Here is a 20002-nt window from a genome sequence, read left to right as displayed (position 1 = left end):
GGCCAGGACAGGGCCAATCACAACCAAGTGGATTGATTGGCCGGGACCTGAGGAAGACCTGCAGGTTCTCCTCGCCGCGGAGCGGGCGGCGTTGGCGGTGTGCAGGGTGAGGACTTCGGCATACCCTCCGGCATGGAGGTTCCCGGACCCTGCGGCGGCGTCAGTTCTGACAGTTGCACCCCGAACCGGCCTTCGTCTCGGTCACGATCAGTGCGGGGTCGGGTCGATGCGCCGGCCATGGTCGACCGCTGCCGAGTGTGCACGCAAGGTGGCGGAGCCAGTTACCTACATGTGGATCTTGGTACTGGTCAGCGTTCCCGCCGGGTGTGCTCGACGCCCTCGCGGTAGAGGACCAGGTGTTCGTGGAAGAGAACGCCGTCGCGAACGTCGCCGGTGGCGGTGAAGCCGGTGTCGTCGATGTAGTCGATGTGGTCGCCGGTGACGGTGTAGCTGCCGGTGTAGGCGCTGCGGCGGTTGCCACGGGCCTCGTCGTAGCGGCCGTTGGGCAGCAGTTCCTGGCGGATGAATCCGTCCGCGGTCACCCACATTCCGATGTACGGGTGTGAGGCGCGGGGCGTGTCGTTGTTGGTCATGGCTCTACGGTCGACCCGGCAGACCGCGACAACCAGGCCGCCGTCTTCCCAGGTGAGAGCTTCCTGGGTGCCGCGCACCCAGCATCGCGAGCGACGGGTCTCTTGGTGCGGTACGGGCAGCGGGGCGGGTCGTGCGAGACCGCCCCACGCCTGCTCCGTCGTACGCGCCGGGACGGATCGTGGGTGCCCGACACCTGGGATAACGGCGGCCTGGTTCCGATTCCACCGCGCGACGAACCTGGTGGTCAGGCGGCCGACGTAGCCGCCAGACACTCGCCTCGGACCCGCACCGGCGCTCACTTCGCGTATCGGCCACACCGACGAGGCGACTCCACCAAGGAGCACACAATGAGCGTCACTGGCACCGTGCGCTGGGACCCCGAGGCCCTCGACGAGATCCTCTCGAACGGCGAGGGGCGGCCCGTCCTGTTCACCAACGCCCGCATCCTGACGATGGACCCGCTGATCGGGACCATGACCGGCGCCGACCTCCTGTTCGTCGGCTCCCTGGTCGTGGGGGTCGGCCCCGGCATCATCACCGCGGCAGGGGACGACAACGCCATCGTCGTCGACTGCACCGGTTTGACCATCGCCCCCGCCGTCGTGGACACCGTGGCGCTGGCCGGCGGCCGCGGCCACCGCTCGGAGTACGTCGCGACGCTGACCCCGGGCAACACCCCCGACTTCCTGGTGGTGCCCGACGAGTTTGCGGCCGACGTGCCGAGCGCCGTGGCCGCGCTCCTGACCTCGCCGGAGCAGGTCCGCGCACTCGTCGCGGCCGGTCGGCCGGTCCTGTGGGCCGGTACCGACGTCCCCGGCCGGGCCACCGCTCCCGAGGCGGGCATCCCGGCCGCCGCGGACCTGGCCGGCAGCCCGCGCGTCGGCGTCTGGATCGACAGGAACGACTTCCTGCACCAGGAGCTCACTGCCGACGGCCGCTACGACGAAACCCGGGGCGGGCGCCCGCACGCCTACCAGGGCCGGTACTGGATCGACGGCGACCGCATCGACTACCTGGACGACCTCGGCTTCTGGGCCTACGGAGAGTTCCAGGGCGACGAACTGCACCATGCGGGCTACGTCATGAAGCTCGGCTGACCTGCCCCTGGTCGGCGCCCCCACGGTCTCGATCCTGGGTGCGCGACACCTGGGGAAACCGCGGCCTGGTTGCCGCAACCGGCGCGGCCGAGGCTGGTGTTCGAGCAGCCTTGGCCCTCCCCCAGCGACCCACCCTCCCCGCCCTCTGCAGCGGACGGCCCAACCTCCCGGCCCTCTCCGCCGTACCGAAAGAAGACCTCTCATGAACGTCAACGACACCACTAGCGCCGCCGTGCTCGAAGAGCTCCGGCGCCGACCCGCCGACCGCCGGCGCGTCCTGTTCACCGGCGCGACCATCGTCACCATGGACCCCGACCTCGGCGTCATCGACGGCGGCGACCTCCTCGTCGAGGGCGAGACCATCAGCGCCGTCGGCCGCGGCCTCGACGCGGGCGATGCCGTGGTCGTCGACGCCACCGGCACGATCCTCACCCCCGGCTTCGTCGACACCCACCGGCACGCCTGGGAGGCCCAGTTGCGCCGGATCATGCCGGACGTCGACGACCTCGGCGGCTACGTCATGGCCACCCTGGCCGGCTACGCCACCGTCTACCGGCCCCAGGACATGTACATCGGCACCCGGCTGGCCGCCCTGACCGCGATCGACAGCGGCATCACGACGATGCTCGACTTCTCCCACAACTCCCGTACCCGCGAGCACTCCGACGCCGCGATCGAGGCCCTCGTCGACACCGGCATACGCGGCGTGCACGCCTCCATGGGCCCGCACTTCGGCGAGTGGGACCGCCAGTGGCCCGGCGACCTGACCCGCCTCAAGGACCAGTACTTCAGCAGCGACGACCAGCTGCTCACCCTGCGTCTGGCGACCCTGGCCACCGACGAGATCGCCGGACCGGCGCTCGCCTACGGTCCCGAACTCGCCCGCGCCGCAAGGGAGCTGGGTATCGGGGTGAGTGTGGACGCTGTGTTCGGCACATCCGGCTCCGAGGCGGTCCTGCGCTGGGCCAAGGACGGCATTCTCAGCCCCGACGTCACCCTCATCCACTCCACCGGGCTGACCCCCGAGGCGTGGAAGGCAATGGGAGAGAGCGGCACCACCGTGGCTCTCGCCCCCACCTCCGACGCCCAGATCGGCCTGGAGACCGCGATCCCCGCCGTCGACGAGGCACTCGCCGTCGGCATCCGCCCCGGACTCAGCATCGACGTCGAAGTCGCCCTGGCCAGCGACATGTTCACGCAGATGCGAGCCCTGCACGCCATCCAGCGGATGCGCGCGGTCAACGCCGCCTACGGCACCGACCAGCAGCCCTCCCGCATCACCACCCACGACGTCCTCGACTTCGCCACCCTCCAGGGCGCCCACACCAACGGCCTGGCCGGCGTCACCGGCTCACTCACCCCGGGCAAGAAGGCCGACCTGCTGGTCATCCAGGCCGAGGACCTCAACAACATGCCGCTCAACGACCCGATCGGCACCGTCGTGCTGGGCTCCGACGCCCGCAACATCAGCGCCGTCCTCATCAACGGCGAGCCCCGCAAATGGGACGGACACGTCCTCGACGTCAACCTGGCGGCCCTGCGCGGCGAGGTGCACGGCTCGCGCGAGTACGTGCTGCACACCCCGGCTGCCTGAACATCCCAGCGATTGAACACCCCTTCGCCGCAGTCCCCCGGCCGCACCTCCCCCGGCCGGGGGCACCCACCCGGAGTTCCCATGTCCCACCCCACCGCGCCCCTCCGGCACACAGCCCGGACCAGCACACCGGACCAACCGCCGACCTGGGCACCCGCCGCGCCGACCATCGCCCTGCTGACCGCACTCGGCGTCCTGATGGTCGGCCAGATGTACACCGTCCTGGCCCTGCTGCACCCCATGGCCACCGCGTTCGGCACCACACCGGAGCAGGTCACCTGGACCGCGACCGCGTTCGGCTTCGCCTACGCAACGGGATTCCTCCTCGCCGGTCCCCTCTCGGACCGCTACGGATCGCGTGCCGTGATCACCGCCGGGCTCGTGGCCGCCACGGCAGCCACCCTGGCGGTCAGCGCCGCCCCCGACCTCCCCACGGCCATCGTCCTGCGCAGCGTGCAAGGACTGGCTACCGCGACCTTCGCGCCCTCCGCGATCTCCTACGCCGTCCACCACATCGCGCCACAGCGCCGCGGCACCGTCCTGACCTGCATCACCAGCGGCATGTTCGCCGCTGCCGTGCTCCTGCAGATCGGCGCCCAAGCCGTCGCGGCCGGGCTCGGCTGGCGCGCGGTCTTCTGGATCAGTGCCGTGCTGATGGCCCTGAGCCTGATCCCGGTGCGCCGCGTGCTGCGGCCCACCCTCCGCCACGGCACCGGCGGCGGGCTGCGCCAGGCGTTCGCGGCGATGCCGCGACTGCTGCGCCGACCTCGTCTGGTCGCCCTGTACCTGTCGACCGTGGCCCTGATGTCCGCCTTCGTCGCCGTCTACACCGCGGTGGCCATCGCCGGGCCGGCCGGCATCGCCGGGAACTCCTCCGCGATCCTGGCTCTGCGGGCCAGCGCGCTGCCAGCCCTGGTCGCCGTCCCGGTGCTCGCCCCCGTGCTCCAGCGCCTGGCCGCCCCCCTGCGCGCGGTCCTCGCCTTTGCGCTGGCCGCCCTCACCGTCACGGCCGGCTCCTTCCTCGGCGGGCACACTGTGCTGCTGGCCATCGCCCTGCTGCTGTTCGTGGCTGCCGTCGCGGCAGCGGCACCCGCCGCCGTCGAGACCATCAACGCAGGCGCCCCGCACGCACGCGGTGCGGCCGTCGCCCTCTACGGATGCAGCATGTTCATCGGCGCCAGCCTGGGTCCGCAGCTCACCGGCGCGCTGACCGGCCTGGGCTTCGGCGGCATCCTGCGTGTAGTCGCCGCCGCGCTCGTCCTGGGCGTCCTCCTGGCCCTGCCCGCGCTCCGCCACCACCGCGCCGAATGACCCCGTGCCCCTCCCGAGGGGACACCACGACCCGCGCATCAACGCACAGGCCGCCTGACGGCAGGAAGAGGAAGTGGAGCCATGAGCACCCACGACAGCGCGAAGGACCGACAGGAGCGTTTCGACCACGGCATGGCCGTACTGTCGAGCATCGACGGCGAGAGCGGACAGAAGGTCATCGACTCGCTGGCCGACATCTCCCCCGAGCTGGGACACCAGGTGGTCGCCTGGGCATTCGGCGAAATGTACAACCGCCCACAACTGGCCCCACGGGACCGCCAACTGGTCACCCTGGGCATGCTGACAGCCCTGGGCGGCTGCGAGCCGCAGCTCGACGTCCACATCAACGCAGCCCTCAACGTCGGCCTGAAGCCCGACGAGATCGTCGAGGCGCTGCTGCACGCCGCCGTCTACTGCGGCATGCCCAAGGCCCTCAACGCCACCTTCGTCGCCAAGAAGGTCTTCACCGAGCGAGGCATACCGGCCCAGCCGGACTCCCAGGAACGCTGCTCCTGAGAACGCCGTGGCCGACGCCGTCGCCGCCTACGCTCGGAGCTTCAGCCGATCATCCCTGTTGATTGAAAGGTGCTTGTCACCGTCATGCAAATAGTGAGCCATCCGAGCGGGCGTGCGCGGCTGTTGAGGCAGGCGGCCGTCTTGGCGGCAGCCGCGGCCCTGCTCGGTGCCTGCGGTGAGTCCGTCGCAGGTGCACCTTCACGTCCCACGGGCAGACCCTCGGTCCCCTCGTGCGTGACGCCGTCGGGGAATCTGCTGGCCGACATCGACGGCGACGGCCTCACAGACCGCGTGTCCGACCCCTCCCACATCGGTGCTCAACTGACCGTGTCCTTCGGCAAGAAGGAGGGCTATGGCACGCCGGTCGGGGTGCGGAAGCTGGTCGACAGCTCCGGTGCCGACGAGAAGGATGTGCTCGCGGCGGTGGCCGATTTCGACGGCGACGGCTGGAGCGACCTGGTCGTCGTGGCCACCGGGCAGAAACAGGGAGACGACCCGATCGAGCCGACCGTGGCGGAGCTGGTGTCAGGCCCCTTCTCGGCCTCCGGCCGGGGACAGCACACCCGGCATCTCGACCTCGGGGAGACACGTGGCATCGCCGTGGCCGACTACGATCACGACTCCCACCCCGACCTGGCCGTGTTCGCCTACGCCGGCGACGGCGTCTATCAGACGGAGGCGCGCCTCGGCGACGGTGACACGGGACTCGCCGACAGGACCGCCGACACGAACAAGTACAGCGTCTACGCCGACCAGACCGATGACGAGACCCCGAGCAACATGCCCGGCTCCGGCCTGCGCACGTTCTACTCGGAGTGCGCAAAAGCCGGAAGCCAGGGCTGAACTGGTACTGGTACGTGCAGCGGCCTCCCGCTCAGCCCGCGGCGGCGGTGAGCGCTCCGAGGGCGCTTGCCTGGGTACGCCAGTCGGTCTGGTTGGGGCCCGCGCCGGCCCAGCGTTCACCGAGGGCGTTGAGTGAGCTGCGGTCCTGCGCCCATAGGGTGTCCGCCTGCTTCTGGACGTAACTCCGGTAAGTGCTGGAGCCGGTGGCCTGCGCGAGGTCGGCGAAGTTCCGCATGAAGATGCCCTTGAACTGCTTCTGGTTGTCGTCGCAGGACGCCGAGCCGATGTCGCAGGACTCAGTGAGCACTCCGCCGGTGGTCAGCGCCGGACTGCCGACGGCGGCGTCGGCCAGGGTGCGTGCGGTGGTCAGCAGCGAGCTGTCCCCGGTCGTCTTCCACAGTTCGGTGAAGCCGCCAATGGCCAGTCCCTGGTTGTAACTCCACACGGTGCTGCCGTTGTTGGCGCAGGACGAGTTCAGTCCGTCGTTCACCAGCCCCGAGGAGTTGATCAACCCGCTGGCCTGGTACCAGGCGGCGGACGTCTTGGCCCGCTGGAGCCACGCCGTGTCGCCCGGGATGCGCTGATGCAGGGCCGTGGTCAGCCAGAGGTACTGCCCGTTCGTCACCGCATTCTTGTACGTCCGCTCCCGGTCCCACCACACGCCGCCACCGCAGGAGCCGGGGTCCCAGTACTGCTGCACGTAATTGGCAATGGTCACTGCCTCGTTGAGATAGCGGGCGTCGCCGGTGTAGTCGTACGCGTCGAGCCAGGCGATGGCCCACCAGCCCGAGTCGTCGATGGAACGGCTGATGAAATCGCCCTCGATCGGGTCCGAGCTGCGCACACCGGCGGCGAAGACGCCCCTGTTCTGCTCGAAGGTACGCGCGATGGCCCAGTCGTAGTCGTGCGTGCCGGTGGTCTTCGCGAAGTCGATGAGGGAGGTGAGGGTGGCGGCGGAGTTCCACCAACTGCTGGGCCACCAGCCGTTGTAGGGGTCGTACGAGGTCATCAGCGCGTCCGCCGCCGCGCGCGCCCTGCTTGGTGCGGGCCTTACCCACGCGGTGCAGCTGCCTTCCTGGTGGCTGGCTTCCCGGCCACAGGCGCGGACCGCGCCGCCGTAGAGGAGACCGCGCGGGTCGCGGGTGGCGTACATCGCGGTTCGGGTGCCGGTGGCCCCGGACGGGGTGCTGGTGCGGCCGAGTGAGGAGCCGCCCGGCCAGGTCGCGCCGCCGTCCCAGGAGCGGTCCAGCCAGATCTCGTCGCCGGCGCCACCGGTGTCGATGCTCGCCCAGGCCATGGAGTTCTTCTGGTCGACGTGCAGCCGGATCGCGCGGCCGTAGAGGGTGGTCGACGGCACCGGCTGGTCGTCTCCGGCCGCCTGGCCGGCATCGGTGCCGTCGCACAGCATGTCGCAGACTGTGGGGTAGACCCAGTTCGTGCAGCCGACGCCTGCGGCATCGCCGCAGGCCCGCACGAGACCGCGTCTGTGGTTGCGCGGATCGGTGATGTTGTACATCAGCGTCCTGGTACCGGCCCAGGTACCCGGGATGCTCGCCTTGCCGAGCAGTCCTTCCCAGGTGGCGCCGCCGTCCCAGGAGCGGTCCAGCCACACCGAATCGCCGGTCACGCCGTCGTCGATGCTGGCCCAGGCCATGTCGTCCGCGTCGGACACGTGCAGTTGGAGGCGACGGCCGCCCAGGTCCCTGTCCGGCACCGGGAAGCTCTCCTGCCGGGCCTGTGCGGGGTCCAGCGTGTCACAGGCCAGTACGCACACCTGGGTGGCGGCGGCCGCAGGCGTCGCCGCCGGGACCAGTGCCAGGCACACGAGAGCGGCCGCCAGCAGAATGCCGAGGAGTCGTGATCGTGCTCGCGTTCTGGCAACGATGTCGGCACTGCGCAAGGACACCGGAACTCGCCTCGATTTCACGATGGGGGATGCCGGTCGGCAAGCGCGGCCGAGGCCGACGACTCATGTCGAGTCGGGCCGAAATCAAGCACTGGTCCATACCTGCCTCCGAGGCAGTGAACCGGCTTGGCGAGGCCCTGTCAATGTCCTCGTCAACGCCTCAACGGGAGCCCGTCGCACGGAAGTTCGCAGTGGCGGCGACGGGTTGACACTCCGATTTCGCCCGCCCATCATCGGTGGAACTTCAGCGAAGTTCCTCGCGCATCCCAACTGTCCGATCGGGCACTGGGTCTCGTAGGCCACGATTTTGAATCGTTTCAGACATCGCGTTTCCGTGTTCCCGCACCCGTCCCGGGAGGTTCCATGCATCGTCGTTCCCCGCTGAGCAGATCGCCAGGTCGGTACCACTTGCTCAGCCTCACCATGGTCGCGGCCGCTGTGCTGACCACAGGTCCCGCGGCGTCGGCCGACACCGCGCCGACCGCAACGGGCGCCCACGAGGCGGCCCTTGACGCCCTGAACTACTCGCCCACCTCCCGCACTCTGAAGCCGACCGCCGTGTACTCCACGTCGGGCAGCGTCGCGAACCCGCAGAACGTCCTCAGCGGACTGCCGACGCGGATCTCCGGCTCTCGGTCGGCCATCACTCTCGACTTCGGCAAGGAGGTCGGCGGTCTGACAACGTTGTTTTTCGGCAGCACCAGCGACAGTGGCCAGCGAGTCGGCCTGGCCTTCAGCGAGTCGTCCCTGTACGCGGGCACCAACAGCGACCGGAGCAGCGGTCGCGACGGCGAGGACGGGGCCCTGTACACCACGGCCTCCGCCAACGGCACCTACACGGTGCCCACCGCCCAACTCCGGGGCGGATTTCGCTACTTGACGGTCTTTCTCGACACCTCGGGCTGGGTGGACCTCAAGGACGTCAGTCTCGGCTTCACCGCGGCTCCGGGGAAGACCAACCCGGCCGACTACGCCAACTACTTCCACTCCAGCGACGATCTGCTCAACCGCATCTGGTACGCCGGGGCCTACACCGTGCAGCTCAACACGATTGCCTCCGACCAGGGCCGCGCCTGGCCCCCGCCGACCACGGACTGGGACAACGGCGCCACCGTCGGCGTGGGCGACTCCGTCCTGGTCGACGGGGCCAAGCGCGACCGTACGGTGTGGCCCGGTGACCTGGGCATCGCCGTACCCACGCAGTACGCGTACTCGGGCGGCCTCACCTCGACCCGCAACGCGCTCACCACCATGTACGACGCACAGTCGGCAGAGGGCGAAATCCCCTGGTCGGGCCCGCCGTTCAACCTCACCGGGTCGGACACGTACCACACCTGGACGCTGCTGGGCACGGCCACGTACTACACCTACTCGGCCGACCGGGCGTGGCTGGACTCCCAATGGGCCGACTACAAGCACGGGATGGCCTTCATCATCAACAAGATCGACGGCAACAACCTCCTCAACGTGACCCGCACCCAGGACTGGGCCCGGGTCGGCCAGGGCGGAGAGAACATCTCCGCCAACGCGCTGCTGTACGCCGCGCTCAAGGGCGGAGCCGCCCTGGCCACAGTCGAGGGTGACAGCGCGCTCGCCGCAAGCTGGGCCGACAAGGCGGCCGCCGTCAAGTCCGCGGCCAACTCCCGTCTGTGGGACGCCTCGAAGGGCATGTACAAGGACAACCCGACCAGCGGCCTTTACCCGCAGGACGGCAACTCGCTCGCCGTCTGGTACGGACTCACCGACTCCACCGCGAAGTCGCGCAGCGTTGTCAGCCAACTCGCGACCCGCTGGGGCAGCTACGGTCCCACCACCCCCGAGTGGGGCGGCAACGTCTCGCCCTTCGCCGGCGGAATGGAGCTGAACGCCCACTTCACCGCCAACGACGACTACACCGCCCTCGCACAGATCCGCCGCACCTGGGGCCACATGCTGAACAGCGACATCGGCACCAAGAGCACCTTCTGGGAGGGCATCAAGGCCGACGGCGGCCTCGCCTACGGCGGTTCGTTCATGAGCCTGGCCCATGGCTGGTCCACCGCGCCCACCTCCACGCTCACCTTCGACGTGCTCGGCACGGCACCGGTGTCGGCGACCGGCGCGTACCGCTTCGTCCCGCATCCCGGCGATCTGACCAGCGCCGAGGGCCGCATCACCATGCCGCAGGGGGCCGTCAACGCCTCCTGGTCCCGTGTGCCCGCCGCCGGCACGTACGCGGCGCAGCTCACCAGCGCGGCCGGGACCACAGGCCGTATCGGAGTCCCGAAGTTCGGCGGCGGCAACATCACAGTGTCCGTGAACGGCAACGTCGTATGGAGCAATGGAGCCTTCACGCCCACCTCCGGCATCACCGGCGCGAACCAGGACGACACCTACGTCTACCTGACCGGCGTCGCCCCGGGCAGCTACACCGTGAACGCCACCGGACTGGGCAATCCGCCGGCACCCGCCGAACCCGGTACCGGCGCCCTGCGCGCGGGCTTCACCCGGTGCGCGGGCGAGGGCGGTACGTGCTCCTTCAGCGGCACCCGTGCGGTGGCCTACGGGGCGGGGTCGTACACGTACAAGACGGCGACCGGCAGTACTGCCTGCACCAACGCCTCCTTCGGCGGCGACCCGGCGGCGAATCTCCTCAAGTCCTGCTACGTCGCCGACGCTGGCGGCCCGCCCGGATACACCGTCTGCGCGGCCGAGGGCGGCACCTGCGCCGTGCCCGGATACAACCGCGACGTCGCCTACGGCGCCAACGGCAACTTCGCCCACCAGGTCACCAACGGCTCAGTCGCCTGCACCAACGCCCACTTCGGTGATCCCATCGACGGCGTCGCCAAGTCCTGCTATCTGCCGCCCGACGGGGGCCCGCCCGGAGGCTGGACCAAGTGCGCTTCCCAGAACGGTACTTGCTCGGCCGCGGCAGGACAGCCGGTGATGTACGGCGCCTTCGGAGCGTTCACCACGCTCAAGGCCACGGGCGACACCCCGTGCACGGACGCCACGTTCGGCGACCCGATCCCCGGCGAGTCGAAGGCCTGCTACTCCGCCACCGGCGGCCCGGCCGGCTACGCCACCGCCTGCTCGGACGAGGCGGCGACGTGCGCCTTCAGCGGACAGCGGACCGTCGCCTACGGTGCACGGGGCAGCTTCGTGTACAAGTCGTTCACCGGCGGCACCGGCTGCACGACTGCGGCATTCGGCACCGATCCGCTGCCCGGCGTGCGGAAGGGCTGTTACCTCACTCCCTGAGGAGTGTCAGGAGAGGCCGGGACGGTGGTCCATCGCGGCGTGCCGGATCACTCCGGATGGGCCGCCGCCTCCTTCTGCAGTTGCACCGCCGCCAGCAGGCTCAGTTTCGGTTCGGCCTGGCGCAGGGCCTTCACCGCCGCGATCGAGGCGATGTCCCACGTGAAGCCGACGGCGGTCAGCCGGGAGCGGACCCAGCGGGCACGCAGCTGGGTTTCGGTGGCGGCGGCGGACTCTACGAGTGCGGCGGCGCGTTCCAGGCCCGGGCGCTCCTCCGGCGAGGCCTCGGCCAGTGCCTGACGCAGAGCCGCCGCGACCATGTCCGAGTCCCGGACGGCCAGCACGAAGTTGTTCTTCTTACTCAGTCCCGTGATTCCCGTCATGGGGAGCAGCGTGACGGTCATGTTCCGCGCGTGCCAAGCGACTTGAGGAGTCTCAGAGACTCGGTTGTTCGCTGCCGCTCTGTGCGGTCAGGGCGAAGGCCAGCAGTGACGTCGTGGTGAAGTCCAGTGCGGGTTCCACGGTCTGCCAGGCGCCCACGTCGACGACGTACCGTGCGCCCCTGCCGTCGAAGTCGGTCCAGGCTCCTGACGGTGGGGCAGCGGTGCACTTCTTCGTGGTCGGGAAACTGTTCAACTCCTCCTGCTTCGAGGCGGCGTTGGGGCCGTTGAGTACAGCGCCCCGCAGGATGGCGCCCTTTCCGTCGTGGCTGCCCCTGAGGTTGGCCAGCTTGTGTTCGAGGCCCTGGCCCAGCGGGCCGCGTCGTCGGCCCTGTCGCTCTCCCGGTCGTCTCCGAGTCGCTGTGCGGCCAGGGCCAGTTCGGCACCGCCGAACTCCATGTCTCCTGCCATGAGTCCTCGGGATAGAAGGTGCCCGGGAAGGCGGTGGCGAGCAGCTCGTCGGGGTCGGCCAGGTCGTAGACAGTGGCGATCTTGTCGAGTCAGATTGGGGCTGATCACCTCGCCAGGTGAGGCTGCGCGGAACACCGGCCGGTGCTTGGTCGTGTTTTCGGGGTCCCCAGCTCGGGATCGACTTCCAAGAGCAATACGCGCATGGCCCGGAGCTCAGACGGCGTGGGCGCCGGGGCCTGCCGTCCACAACGCGCCACCGTTGCGTCGCTCGCAGACGGAACGAACGGAATTTGGTGATCCTTCCGTCGCCCACGCGTATCGCGTCGGCGGTCTCGAACGCCATCGCTGTCGTGTCGACCAATCCCGTCATGGCGGGGTGGGAACAGCACTCGGCTGTTCCCACCCCGCCATGACGGGACGGACTTCAGATGGCCTGGGCAGTGGGCATGACGGTGATCTCGGTGAGGTTGACGTGACGCGGGACGGCGGCCATGAAAGCGACGGTTTCCGCGATGTCGGCGGACTGCAGGCAGTCGATGTCGTGGATGAGGTCGGCCATCAGCTTGGAGGCGTCGGGGTCGGTGACGTGATCGGGGAGTTCGGTGTCGACCATGCCGGGTTCGATGGTGGCCACGCGGACCATCTTGGGACCGAGTTCGACGCGGAGCAGCCGGGTGAGGTGGCTGATGTAGGCCTTGGTGCCGGAGTAGATGGAGAACTTCGCCAGGATGCGGGTGGCCGCGATGGACGAGGTGTTGATCAGGTCGGCGGGCCTGCCCTGGGCGGCGGAGTCGGTCAGGTGCGGGAGGAACGCGGCGATGACGTTCATCAGGCCGCTGATGTTGAGGTCGATCTGGCGCTGCCAGTCGTCGACCTTGAGCTCCTCGATTCCGGAGATGAGCTGGACGCCGGCGTTGTTGAACACGAGGTCGGCCTTGCCGAAGCGGGCGGCCACCTGGTCGGCGGCGGTCTGGACGGCGGCGCGGTCGGTGACGTCGACGGCCAGGGCGAGCGCCGTGCCGCCACCGGCCTCGATGGTCTTTACCAGGCTGTCGAGGCGCTCCTTGCGCCGGGCCAGCACGACCACGGTGGCGCCGAGTTCGGCGAGGCGTTGGGCGGTGACGGCGCCCATGCCGCTGGAGGCGCCGGAGACGACGGCGACACGGCCGGCCAGGGGGGTGCCGGTGAGCAGAGCAGCAGACATCACAAAACCTCAATCTCTTTGATCGGATGGTGGGGGGAGCCGGATCGGTCGGTGGTGCGGTGCCCGGCCAGGCCAGGTCTTCCGGCCCGGCCAAGCTGTTTGAGAGAGCGCCGGGCGCCTGGACTGCGAGGGCGCCCGGCGGTGTGTCAGGCGGCGTCGTCGTGCGCGGTGGCGGCGGACTTCTCGCGCCACGGGGCGAGGTCCTCCTGCACCTGCTGGTGCTTGACGTCCAGCCGCTCGAGGGTGTCGCGCCCGAGGTAGAGATGGGTGGGCAGCTTCTCGGTGGAGGCGACCTCGACGATGAGCACGGCGCCCTTGACGGGGTCGCCGAGCTGGGCGTGGTTGGCCCGGTCGATCCAGTCCAGCGTCACGTGGGCGGGGGTGTCGTCGTAGTCGGAGATGCGGTTCGCGGCGACCGACAGGGAGCTGGCGTCGAGGAAGTCGGTGCGGAAGACGCCCGGCTCGACGACCATCGACTGGATCCCGAACGGGGCCATCTCGGCGGAGAGCGCTTCGCTGATGCCGGCGACGGCGAACTTCGACGCGCAGTACAGGCTGACACCGGGCTCGCCCTCGAAACCGGAGCGGGAACCGATGTGCACCAGCCGGCCAGAGCCCTGCTTGCGCATGACGGGCAGCACGGCGCGGGTGACGTTGATCAGGCCGAAGACGTTGAGGTCGAACAGCGAGCGGGCTTCCGCGTCGGTGATCTCCTCCAGCGCGCCGAGCAGGCCGCGGCCGGCGTTGTTCACCAGCACGTCGATGCCGCCGAACCGGTCCACGGCGGCCTCGACCGCCTGCGGGATGGTGTCGTTGTCCGTGACGTCCAGGGCGACCGCGAAGACCTTGTCGGAATTCTTCAGATCGTCCGGCACGCGTTCCGGGTTCCGTACGGCGACCACAACATTGTCACCCCCTGCCAGAGCGGCGCGGGCGATTTCCGCACCGATTCCACGGGAGGCGCCGGTGACAAACCAGGTAGCCATGGGGAAAACCTCTTTCGTCGGTTCCCCTTTTCGGGGATTTCCTGTTGACGTATTCGAGTGTGCCCGTCGGCTACAGAGCTATGAAGGCTGCGCCTTTCCTGGGTGTCCCACACCTAGGAAGACGAGGCGTACGTCCGGGCGAAGCACCGAAGGCTGAGCATCGGCTGCTCCCACAAGCCAAGGACCATCAACCACGGCGGTATTCGGGCCCTTCGGCCATGGGCTGCGCCCACCTGGGACCTTGGCTGGAGTCCGCAGGCAGCCTGCTGCGGCAAAGATGCTCGTGCAGCTGACGCCCTCGTACTAGCGCGTTCGCGGAAAGGACCGGGAAGCGATCAAGGCTGCCGCATCCCAGCGCGCGGAAAACGTGGGAGAGCAGTGATTTTCCGGCCGGAATTTCCGATGCCGCCGAGAGGAATACGCAAAACACCCCGGGGTGTGAAACGTGCCGGGCCCGCCAGGGCACATGCGTGTCCCGGCGGAGACGATTTCCCGGCGGTCTCCTGGTTCAGGAACCGTGTGCGGGATTCTGCTGGTGAGGTACTTCGGGTGCGCTGAGGGAGCCCAACAGGGACAGTCCATCGGCGGAGGGGGAACCCGGTTCGGCCTGCAGGATGATGAGCTGCTGTCCCGGGACGCTGCGGATGGTGAGGGCCTCGTGCCGCAACTCCAGATCTCCCACGACGGAGTGGTACACCTGCTTGACGTCGTAGGGCGGGACCCGGGTGTACTCGCGTGCCCACAAGGAGCGGAACTCGCCGCTGCGCACCGACAGTTCACCGACGAGCTCCAGGATGCGGGGATCCTCCGGAGTGCTGGCCGCGGCCTGCTGAAGGTCGGCGACCGCACGATGCCGGGCCCGCTCCGGATTCCGGTAGAAGGACTTCGCCGCGGGGTCCAGGAAGAGCATGCGCAGCACGTTGTCGTGCTGCGCGAAGTCACGGTAGAGAGCATCGGCCAACTCGTTGGTGGCCAGCAGGTCCTGGGCGTGCCCGATGATGAAGGCCGGCGTCCTGGTCCAGCTCTCGATCAGTTGCCGCAGGTGCGGGCGGACCCGCTCGACCCGGGAGGGGGACTTCGTACGGCGGGCTGTCGGCCGGGCCAGCCGGAAGAGCTCTCCCTTGTCCTCGTCCCCGAGTTGCAGCGCGCGGGCAAGGGCCTCCAGTACCCGGGAGGAGGGGCTGAGTTCACGGCCCTGCTCGAGTCGGCTGTAGTAGCTGAGGCTGACACCTGAGAGTGTCGCGACCTCGTCGCGCCGCAGGCCGGGCACCTTTCGCCGGCCCGCGCCAGGCAATCCTGCTGCGACAGGACTGAGGCGTTCTCTGCGGGAGCGGAGAAACTGGCCCAGCCCTCCAACCGGGTCAGGGTGTGTGTCGTTGTCCATGCTGCCAAGGTAGGCGGAAAACACCGGGCAAAGTTCTGCCGACGGTGGGTGCATTACACCCAGGAATGCGGGTGCCCCTCCGCGGGAAAGTACGTGACGGAACGTGGCACGTCATGATGGGTGCCTCGCGAGCGGGACGTACGAGTCGCCAGCGCCCCTCAGCTGCCCTCTTGCCGACAGCTCAGCCTCCGCAGCGAGTCCCGGGGCCGGAAAATCCCACCCAACAGGGCGGATGGCTACCCTTCGTGAAGGCAACGCCACGTGGTGCCACAGTGTGCGCCTGACAGTTCTCGTCTGCTGAAATGCATCTAGTCTTGCCGCATGAGCAATGGGACCCCTTTGGGTGATTTCCTCCGAGCCCGCCGAGAAGCCCTGAAGCCACACGACGTCGGTCTGCCCGAACACGGGCGACGCCGGGTTCCAGGACTGCGCAGAGAGGAAGTCGCACTGCTCGCCGGAGTCAGCTCCGACTACTACATCAGGCTGGAACAGGGACGCGAAAGCAGCCCGTCCCCGTAGGTCCTCGACGCCGTGGCGCAGGCGCTGAAACTGGACGCGGAGGCCGCCGACCATCTCAACCGCCTCTGCCTCACCGCCTCGCAACGCCCGCGGGACTGGGGAGAGACGGACGTCAGCCAGCAGTTGTTGCAGCTGATGGACGGATGGGAGCACACACCGGCCTTCGTCGTCGGCCCGGCCCTCGACATCATGGCGGGCAACTCCCTCGCCACGGCCCTCCACAGCGGGTTCGAGAAGTTCGACAACCTCGCCCGCATGGTGTTCGTCGACCCCGCCGGGCGCGAGTTCTACCAAGACTGGGAACGAGCCGCGCACTCCTGTGTCGCCGAAATCAGGGCCGCCTACGGACACGACCCCGAATCGGCCCGCATCGCCGAAGTCGTGGCTGAACTGTCCGCCCAGAGCGAGGAGTTCGCCGCGATCTGGCAGCTGCACGATGTGAAGGGCAAGTCCCAAGAGGGCAAGCATCTCAAGCACCCTCAGGTCGGGGACCTGCACATCAAATTCGCGGCGTTTACGGTCAACGGCGCGCCGCACCAGCAGCTGGTGGTCTATCAAGCCGAACCGGCCGGCCCGACGGCCGCCGCCTTCGAGACGCTGAGGGCCATGGCCACCCAGTCGAAGCAGGCCCAGGCAGCCGCTCCCGTCGCCGATCTCGCCGTCAACGAGCAGTAGCGGCGAACAATGAGCATGTGACGCCATCAAGGGTTCGACCCGCGCGAAGCGGCCCGCGATCCGTCCCATCAGGTCCTCGAACATCACGTGCCAGCGGGCAATGACCTTCGACAAGTGATCTTGACCGTTGACGGTCCCAGGCAGCCGCCTGTGTCCCCTACGTGTCCGATCGGCGGCAGCGGGCGGGAAATGCCGGGGTGCCGCTACGGCAACGGAGTCGGCCTCCTGCGCCGGGCGAATCGACGCCCGCCTACCCAGAGGTTGATCAGGAACAGCACTGATCCGGCTATGGGCCAGCCCACCGATCCACCGTCGCGGTACATCTCGATGCCCACCACCAACAGCATCGAGCCGACCGCCACGCCCATCAGGTCGAGGAGGACGTCTGCCTGCCTCACGATCTTCGAAAGGTTGACCACGGCTTGATGGTGACAGGTGACCCGCTCGCCGCCAAGGGCGAGTCTGTGCCGCGACCTGCATGTCTGCCGCGCGGTCGGCGGAGCGACTGTGACCAGGAGCTGCTGACACACCGCCAAACTCTCCTGGCAAACGGCCAAGATCTTCAGTCAGAGGCCAAGCAAAATCACGATCTACAGCATTGACAGTCCCCGTGCGCACATGCGACGACGACGCAGGCGCGATCGGAGTCAACGGGTCGGGCACCCCCACTCCCCCGCCCGCGGACGGCGGTACGACCTTCGAGACCTGAGGCACAGACGTGCGCACCCGCTCCAAGCCGAGCGTGCGGGGCTCCGTCGCGAAAGCTTCGCGGGCCCGACGCAGGTGTCGGTCCAGTGCCAGGAGCACGCGGAGACCGTCACCGCCGAGGTCTACAACAACGACATCTGGTCCAAGCTGGTCGACGATTCGTGGACGACGAACATCTACATCAAGTGCCCGGCCTCGCTTCCCGGCGTGCCCACCTGCTGACGCTCGGACGTCCCGGGCCCCGCTGGGGCCGCCGGGGTTGGATCTCCGGCGGCCCCAGCGAGCTGGGGCGGTGGTTTCCGGGCGGCGACGGTTTCGCGGAGGCGGCGTTGCGCGGCGGCCGGGGCGCCCGCGGTCAGGAGGGCCTCGGTCAGTGCGCCCGCGACCGGGGGCACATCCAGCACCCGGGGCCGGGACAGCGGTGCCTCGGTGGCCAGGCGGGTTCGAATGTGGTCCTGCAGCAGTACGTGGTCGTTCTGCAGCGTGCCGCCGCCCAGTACCACCGGGGTCGGGGTGCGCAGCAGACGGAGTCGGCGCAGCAGGGCGGTCACCATGGCGACGATCTCGTCGCCAAGGCGTTCCACGATGCCGCGTGCCACGGCGTCACCGTCGGCGGCGGTCGCGAAGACCAGGGGTGCCAGGCCGTGCAGTGCGGTCACCGGTATGTCGCCGCCGCTGACGGCCAGCGCGACGGACTCCACGCTGTCCAGGCCGAAGTGCCCCGGCAGTTCCTGCCGCAGCCGTGTCGCCGGTCCCCGCCCGTCGCCCGCGCGGACGGCGGCGCCCAGGCCCGCCCGGGCCACGGCGAGCCCGCCGCCCCAGTCCCCGGTGATGTCGCCGAGGGACAGGAAGCGGGCCGAGCGGCCCCCGGGATGAACCGCGGCGGCGTTGATGCCGGCGCCGGACACCACCGCGACTCCCCAGCCGTCGGGTGCGCCGGCTCGCAGGACGGCGAAGGTGTCGTTGCGTACGAGGGTCTGCTCGGCCACGCCCAGCCGGGTCAACTGCCGTAGCGCCAGCCGCTCCTGTGCGCGCCGGTCGACGTTGGCGAGGAAGTACGCGCCGACCGAGACCGGGGTCGTGTCGGGCAGGCCGGCCTCGGCCAGTGCGTGCCGGCCGAGGCGGGCGAGCCGTTCGGTGGTGCTCTCCATGCCCTCGGTGTGCGGGCGGGTGCCCGCGCCGCGCACCCAGGACAGCAGCCGTCCCTCGGTGTCCGCGAGGACGAGGTCGGTCTTGGAGTTCCCTCCGTCGACACCCACCACGAGGTCAGGCATCGACGACCTCGCTCGGCTCGCTCGCGAAGAACCGGGGCAGATGGGGGCGGTTGGCTTCCAGCAGGGCGTCCAACAACCCGTCCGCGACCGCCCATTCCCGTACGAGCGGGTTGGCCATGAGGGCCCGCCGGGCCACCGTCCGGTCCCCGGTCAGGGCGGCCTCGACGGTGAGGGTCTCGTACGCGGTGACCGCCTGGACGAGCCCGAGCATCTCGGGCGGCAGGGGCGGCACGGGGAGGGGGTGCGGCCCGGCGGTGTCGACGTCGGCCGCCACTTCGACGACAGCCTCGTCCGGCAGACCGGACAGCACTCCGTCGTTGCGTACGTTCACGTAGTGGTGGGCGCCGTCGCCGGTGAGCAGGCTGGTGACCAGGGCGGCCGCGGCCTCGCTGTAGTGGGCGCCGCCCCGCCGCTCCAGCAGGTCGGGTTTGCGGTCCAGACTCGGATCCGCGTACAGAGTGAGCAACTCCCTTTCGATGGTGAGGACTTGTTCGGCGCGGTGCGATCCGGCCTGTTGGGCCCGTACCTCGTCCTGCGTGCAGTAGAAGTAGTGGAGGTAGTACGAGGGGATGGCGCCGAGGTCGCGCAGTGCCCCGGCGGGGACGCGGACCTGCGCGGCGAGTTCGTCCAGCGCGTCACCGCTCAGCAGTTCCGGCAGGCGGTCGACTCCGTCCACGGTGACCGAGCGGATCCAGGACAGGTGGTTGAGGCCGGCGTGGCCGAGCCGTACGCGGTCGGGGTCGGTTCCGAGGCGGTCGGCCAGCTGCCGCTGGAACTTGATCGCCACGTTGCACAGGCCGACCGCGCGATGTCCGGCGTCCAGCAGGGCGCGGGTGACGATGCCGACCGGATTGGTGAAGTCGACGATCCAGGCGCCGGGTTGGGCTCTACGGCGTACTTCCTCGGCGATGTCGAGCACCACCGGTACCGTGCGCAGGGCTTTCGCGAAGCCGCCGGGGCCGGTGGTCTCCTGGCCGAGCAGGCCGAAGCGGTTCGGCAGGGTCTCGTCCACCAGCCGGGCCGCCTGTCCGCCCACACGGAGCTGGACGAGCACGGCGGCGGCTCCGTCCACCGCGAGGGCGAGGTCGGTCGTGGTGGTCAGGCGGCCGGGGAAACCGTGCCGGGCGAGGATACGGCGGGCCAGGCCGCCGATCACCTCCAGGCGCTGGGCGTCGATGTCGTGCAGGACGAGTTCGTCGACCGGTAGCACGTCGGCACGCCGGGCGAAGCCCTCGATGAGTTCGGGCGTGTAGGTGCTGCCACCGCCGACAACGGTGATCTTCATCGTGCTCCCAGAGGT

Annotated in this window: 16 protein-coding genes and 1 pseudogene; 7 read left to right on the top strand and 10 right to left on the bottom strand. The window is 69.3% G+C overall.

The window, feature by feature from the left end; all coding sequences use genetic code 11:
* Positions 1-308 precede the first annotated feature (308 nt).
* Positions 309-593, bottom strand: coding sequence for an Atu4866 domain-containing protein (locus ACFY1L_RS53865; protein ID WP_388842915.1), 285 nt, complete (start codon positions 591-593; stop codon positions 309-311).
* A 348-nt stretch (positions 594-941) separates the two neighbouring features.
* Here ACFY1L_RS53865 and ACFY1L_RS53860 point away from each other — a divergent pair, with 348 nt between their 5' ends.
* The 5 genes from ACFY1L_RS53860 (at position 942) to ACFY1L_RS53840 (ending at position 5955) form a co-directional block, all read left to right on the top strand.
* Positions 942-1691, top strand: coding sequence for an Atu4866 domain-containing protein (locus ACFY1L_RS53860; protein WP_388842914.1), 750 nt, complete (start codon positions 942-944; stop codon positions 1689-1691).
* Between the two features lie 202 nt (positions 1692-1893).
* Entirely contained in the window at positions 1894-3285 is a 1392-nt protein-coding gene (locus ACFY1L_RS53855) for an amidohydrolase family protein (protein WP_388842913.1), read from the top strand.
* A gap of 81 nt (positions 3286-3366) precedes the next feature.
* Entirely contained in the window at positions 3367-4596 is a 1230-nt protein-coding gene (locus ACFY1L_RS53850; RefSeq protein WP_388842912.1) for an MFS transporter, read from the top strand.
* Positions 4597-4677: 81 nt separating this feature from the next.
* Positions 4678-5112 (top strand): carboxymuconolactone decarboxylase family protein, encoded by a 435-nt coding sequence (locus tag ACFY1L_RS53845; RefSeq protein ID WP_388842911.1) that lies wholly within the window; start codon positions 4678-4680, stop codon positions 5110-5112.
* A gap of 234 nt (positions 5113-5346) precedes the next feature.
* Complete coding sequence (locus ACFY1L_RS53840; protein WP_388842910.1) at positions 5347-5955, top strand: FG-GAP repeat domain-containing protein; 609 nt, start codon at positions 5347-5349, stop codon at positions 5953-5955.
* A gap of 31 nt (positions 5956-5986) precedes the next feature.
* Here ACFY1L_RS53840 and ACFY1L_RS53835 read toward each other — a convergent pair whose 3' ends face one another.
* Positions 5987-7861 (bottom strand): glycoside hydrolase family 76 protein, encoded by a 1875-nt coding sequence (locus tag ACFY1L_RS53835; protein ID WP_388842909.1) that lies wholly within the window; start codon positions 7859-7861, stop codon positions 5987-5989.
* Positions 7862-8269: 408 nt separating this feature from the next.
* Here ACFY1L_RS53835 and ACFY1L_RS53830 point away from each other — a divergent pair, with 408 nt between their 5' ends.
* On the top strand, positions 8270-11104 hold the full coding sequence (locus ACFY1L_RS53830) for a trehalase family glycosidase (RefSeq protein WP_388842908.1): 2835 nt from the start codon (positions 8270-8272) through the stop codon (positions 11102-11104).
* 47 nt (positions 11105-11151) lie between these two features.
* Here the strand turns inward: ACFY1L_RS53830 and ACFY1L_RS53825 are convergent, their stop codons facing one another.
* The 5 genes from ACFY1L_RS53825 to ACFY1L_RS53805 form a co-directional block, all read right to left on the bottom strand.
* Positions 11152-11484, bottom strand: a complete 333-nt coding sequence (locus ACFY1L_RS53825; protein WP_388842907.1) for a hypothetical protein — start codon at positions 11482-11484, stop codon at positions 11152-11154.
* A gap of 52 nt (positions 11485-11536) precedes the next feature.
* Complete coding sequence (locus ACFY1L_RS53820; protein WP_388842906.1) at positions 11537-11737, bottom strand: hypothetical protein; 201 nt, start codon at positions 11735-11737, stop codon at positions 11537-11539.
* 639 nt (positions 11738-12376) lie between these two features.
* The gene (locus ACFY1L_RS53815; RefSeq protein ID WP_388842905.1) at positions 12377-13159 is read right to left on the bottom strand and encodes an SDR family oxidoreductase; all 783 of its coding nucleotides are present in this window, start codon (positions 13157-13159) and stop codon (positions 12377-12379) included.
* A gap of 143 nt (positions 13160-13302) precedes the next feature.
* Positions 13303-14142: an SDR family NAD(P)-dependent oxidoreductase gene (locus ACFY1L_RS53810; protein ID WP_388842904.1), complete on the bottom strand. Its 840-nt coding sequence runs from the start codon at positions 14140-14142 to the stop codon at positions 13303-13305.
* 508 nt (positions 14143-14650) lie between these two features.
* Positions 14651-15526, bottom strand: coding sequence for a helix-turn-helix transcriptional regulator (locus tag ACFY1L_RS53805; RefSeq protein WP_388842903.1), 876 nt, complete (start codon positions 15524-15526; stop codon positions 14651-14653).
* 321 nt (positions 15527-15847) lie between these two features.
* Between ACFY1L_RS53805 and ACFY1L_RS53800 the strand changes: the two are divergent.
* A pseudogene (locus tag ACFY1L_RS53800) lies at positions 15848-16720 on the top strand (helix-turn-helix transcriptional regulator).
* Between the two features lie 203 nt (positions 16721-16923).
* Here ACFY1L_RS53800 and ACFY1L_RS53795 read toward each other — a convergent pair.
* From ACFY1L_RS53795 to ACFY1L_RS53785, 3 genes are all read right to left on the bottom strand, one after another.
* A complete protein-coding gene (locus ACFY1L_RS53795; RefSeq protein WP_388842902.1) occupies positions 16924-17118 on the bottom strand; it encodes a hypothetical protein in 195 nt (64 codons plus the stop codon).
* A gap of 486 nt (positions 17119-17604) precedes the next feature.
* Positions 17605-18702, bottom strand: a complete 1098-nt coding sequence (locus tag ACFY1L_RS53790; protein WP_388842901.1) for an N-acetylglucosamine kinase — start codon at positions 18700-18702, stop codon at positions 17605-17607.
* Positions 18695-19987: a 6-phospho-beta-glucosidase gene (locus tag ACFY1L_RS53785; RefSeq protein ID WP_388842900.1), complete on the bottom strand. Its 1293-nt coding sequence runs from the start codon at positions 19985-19987 to the stop codon at positions 18695-18697. Before ACFY1L_RS53785 ends, ACFY1L_RS53790 begins: the two co-directional genes overlap by 8 nt.
* Between the last annotated feature and the right edge of the window lie 15 nt (positions 19988-20002).

Source organism: Streptomyces sp. NPDC001663 (assembly GCF_042893105.1).
Lineage (GTDB): Bacteria > Actinomycetota > Actinomycetes > Streptomycetales > Streptomycetaceae > Streptomyces.
The sequence above is the reverse complement of the archived record's forward strand: the minus strand, read 5'-3'. Positions and strand labels throughout refer to the sequence as shown.

Coding starts and splice junctions, on each gene's coding strand:
- ACFY1L_RS53865 (WP_388842915.1), bottom strand. CDS start 593: ATGACCAACAACGACACGCCCCGCGCCTCACACCCGTACATCGGAATG.
- ACFY1L_RS53860 (WP_388842914.1), top strand. CDS start 942: ATGAGCGTCACTGGCACCGTGCGCTGGGACCCCGAGGCCCTCGACGAG.
- ACFY1L_RS53855 (WP_388842913.1), top strand. CDS start 1,894: ATGAACGTCAACGACACCACTAGCGCCGCCGTGCTCGAAGAGCTCCGG.
- ACFY1L_RS53850 (WP_388842912.1), top strand. CDS start 3,367: ATGTCCCACCCCACCGCGCCCCTCCGGCACACAGCCCGGACCAGCACA.
- ACFY1L_RS53845 (WP_388842911.1), top strand. CDS start 4,678: ATGAGCACCCACGACAGCGCGAAGGACCGACAGGAGCGTTTCGACCAC.
- ACFY1L_RS53825 (WP_388842907.1), bottom strand. CDS start 11,484: ATGACGGGAATCACGGGACTGAGTAAGAAGAACAACTTCGTGCTGGCC.
- ACFY1L_RS53810 (WP_388842904.1), bottom strand. CDS start 14,142: ATGGCTACCTGGTTTGTCACCGGCGCCTCCCGTGGAATCGGTGCGGAA.
- ACFY1L_RS53805 (WP_388842903.1), bottom strand. CDS start 15,526: ATGGACAACGACACACACCCTGACCCGGTTGGAGGGCTGGGCCAGTTT.
- ACFY1L_RS53790 (WP_388842901.1), bottom strand. CDS start 18,702: ATGCCTGACCTCGTGGTGGGTGTCGACGGAGGGAACTCCAAGACCGAC.
- ACFY1L_RS53785 (WP_388842900.1), bottom strand. CDS start 19,987: ATGAAGATCACCGTTGTCGGCGGTGGCAGCACCTACACGCCCGAACTC.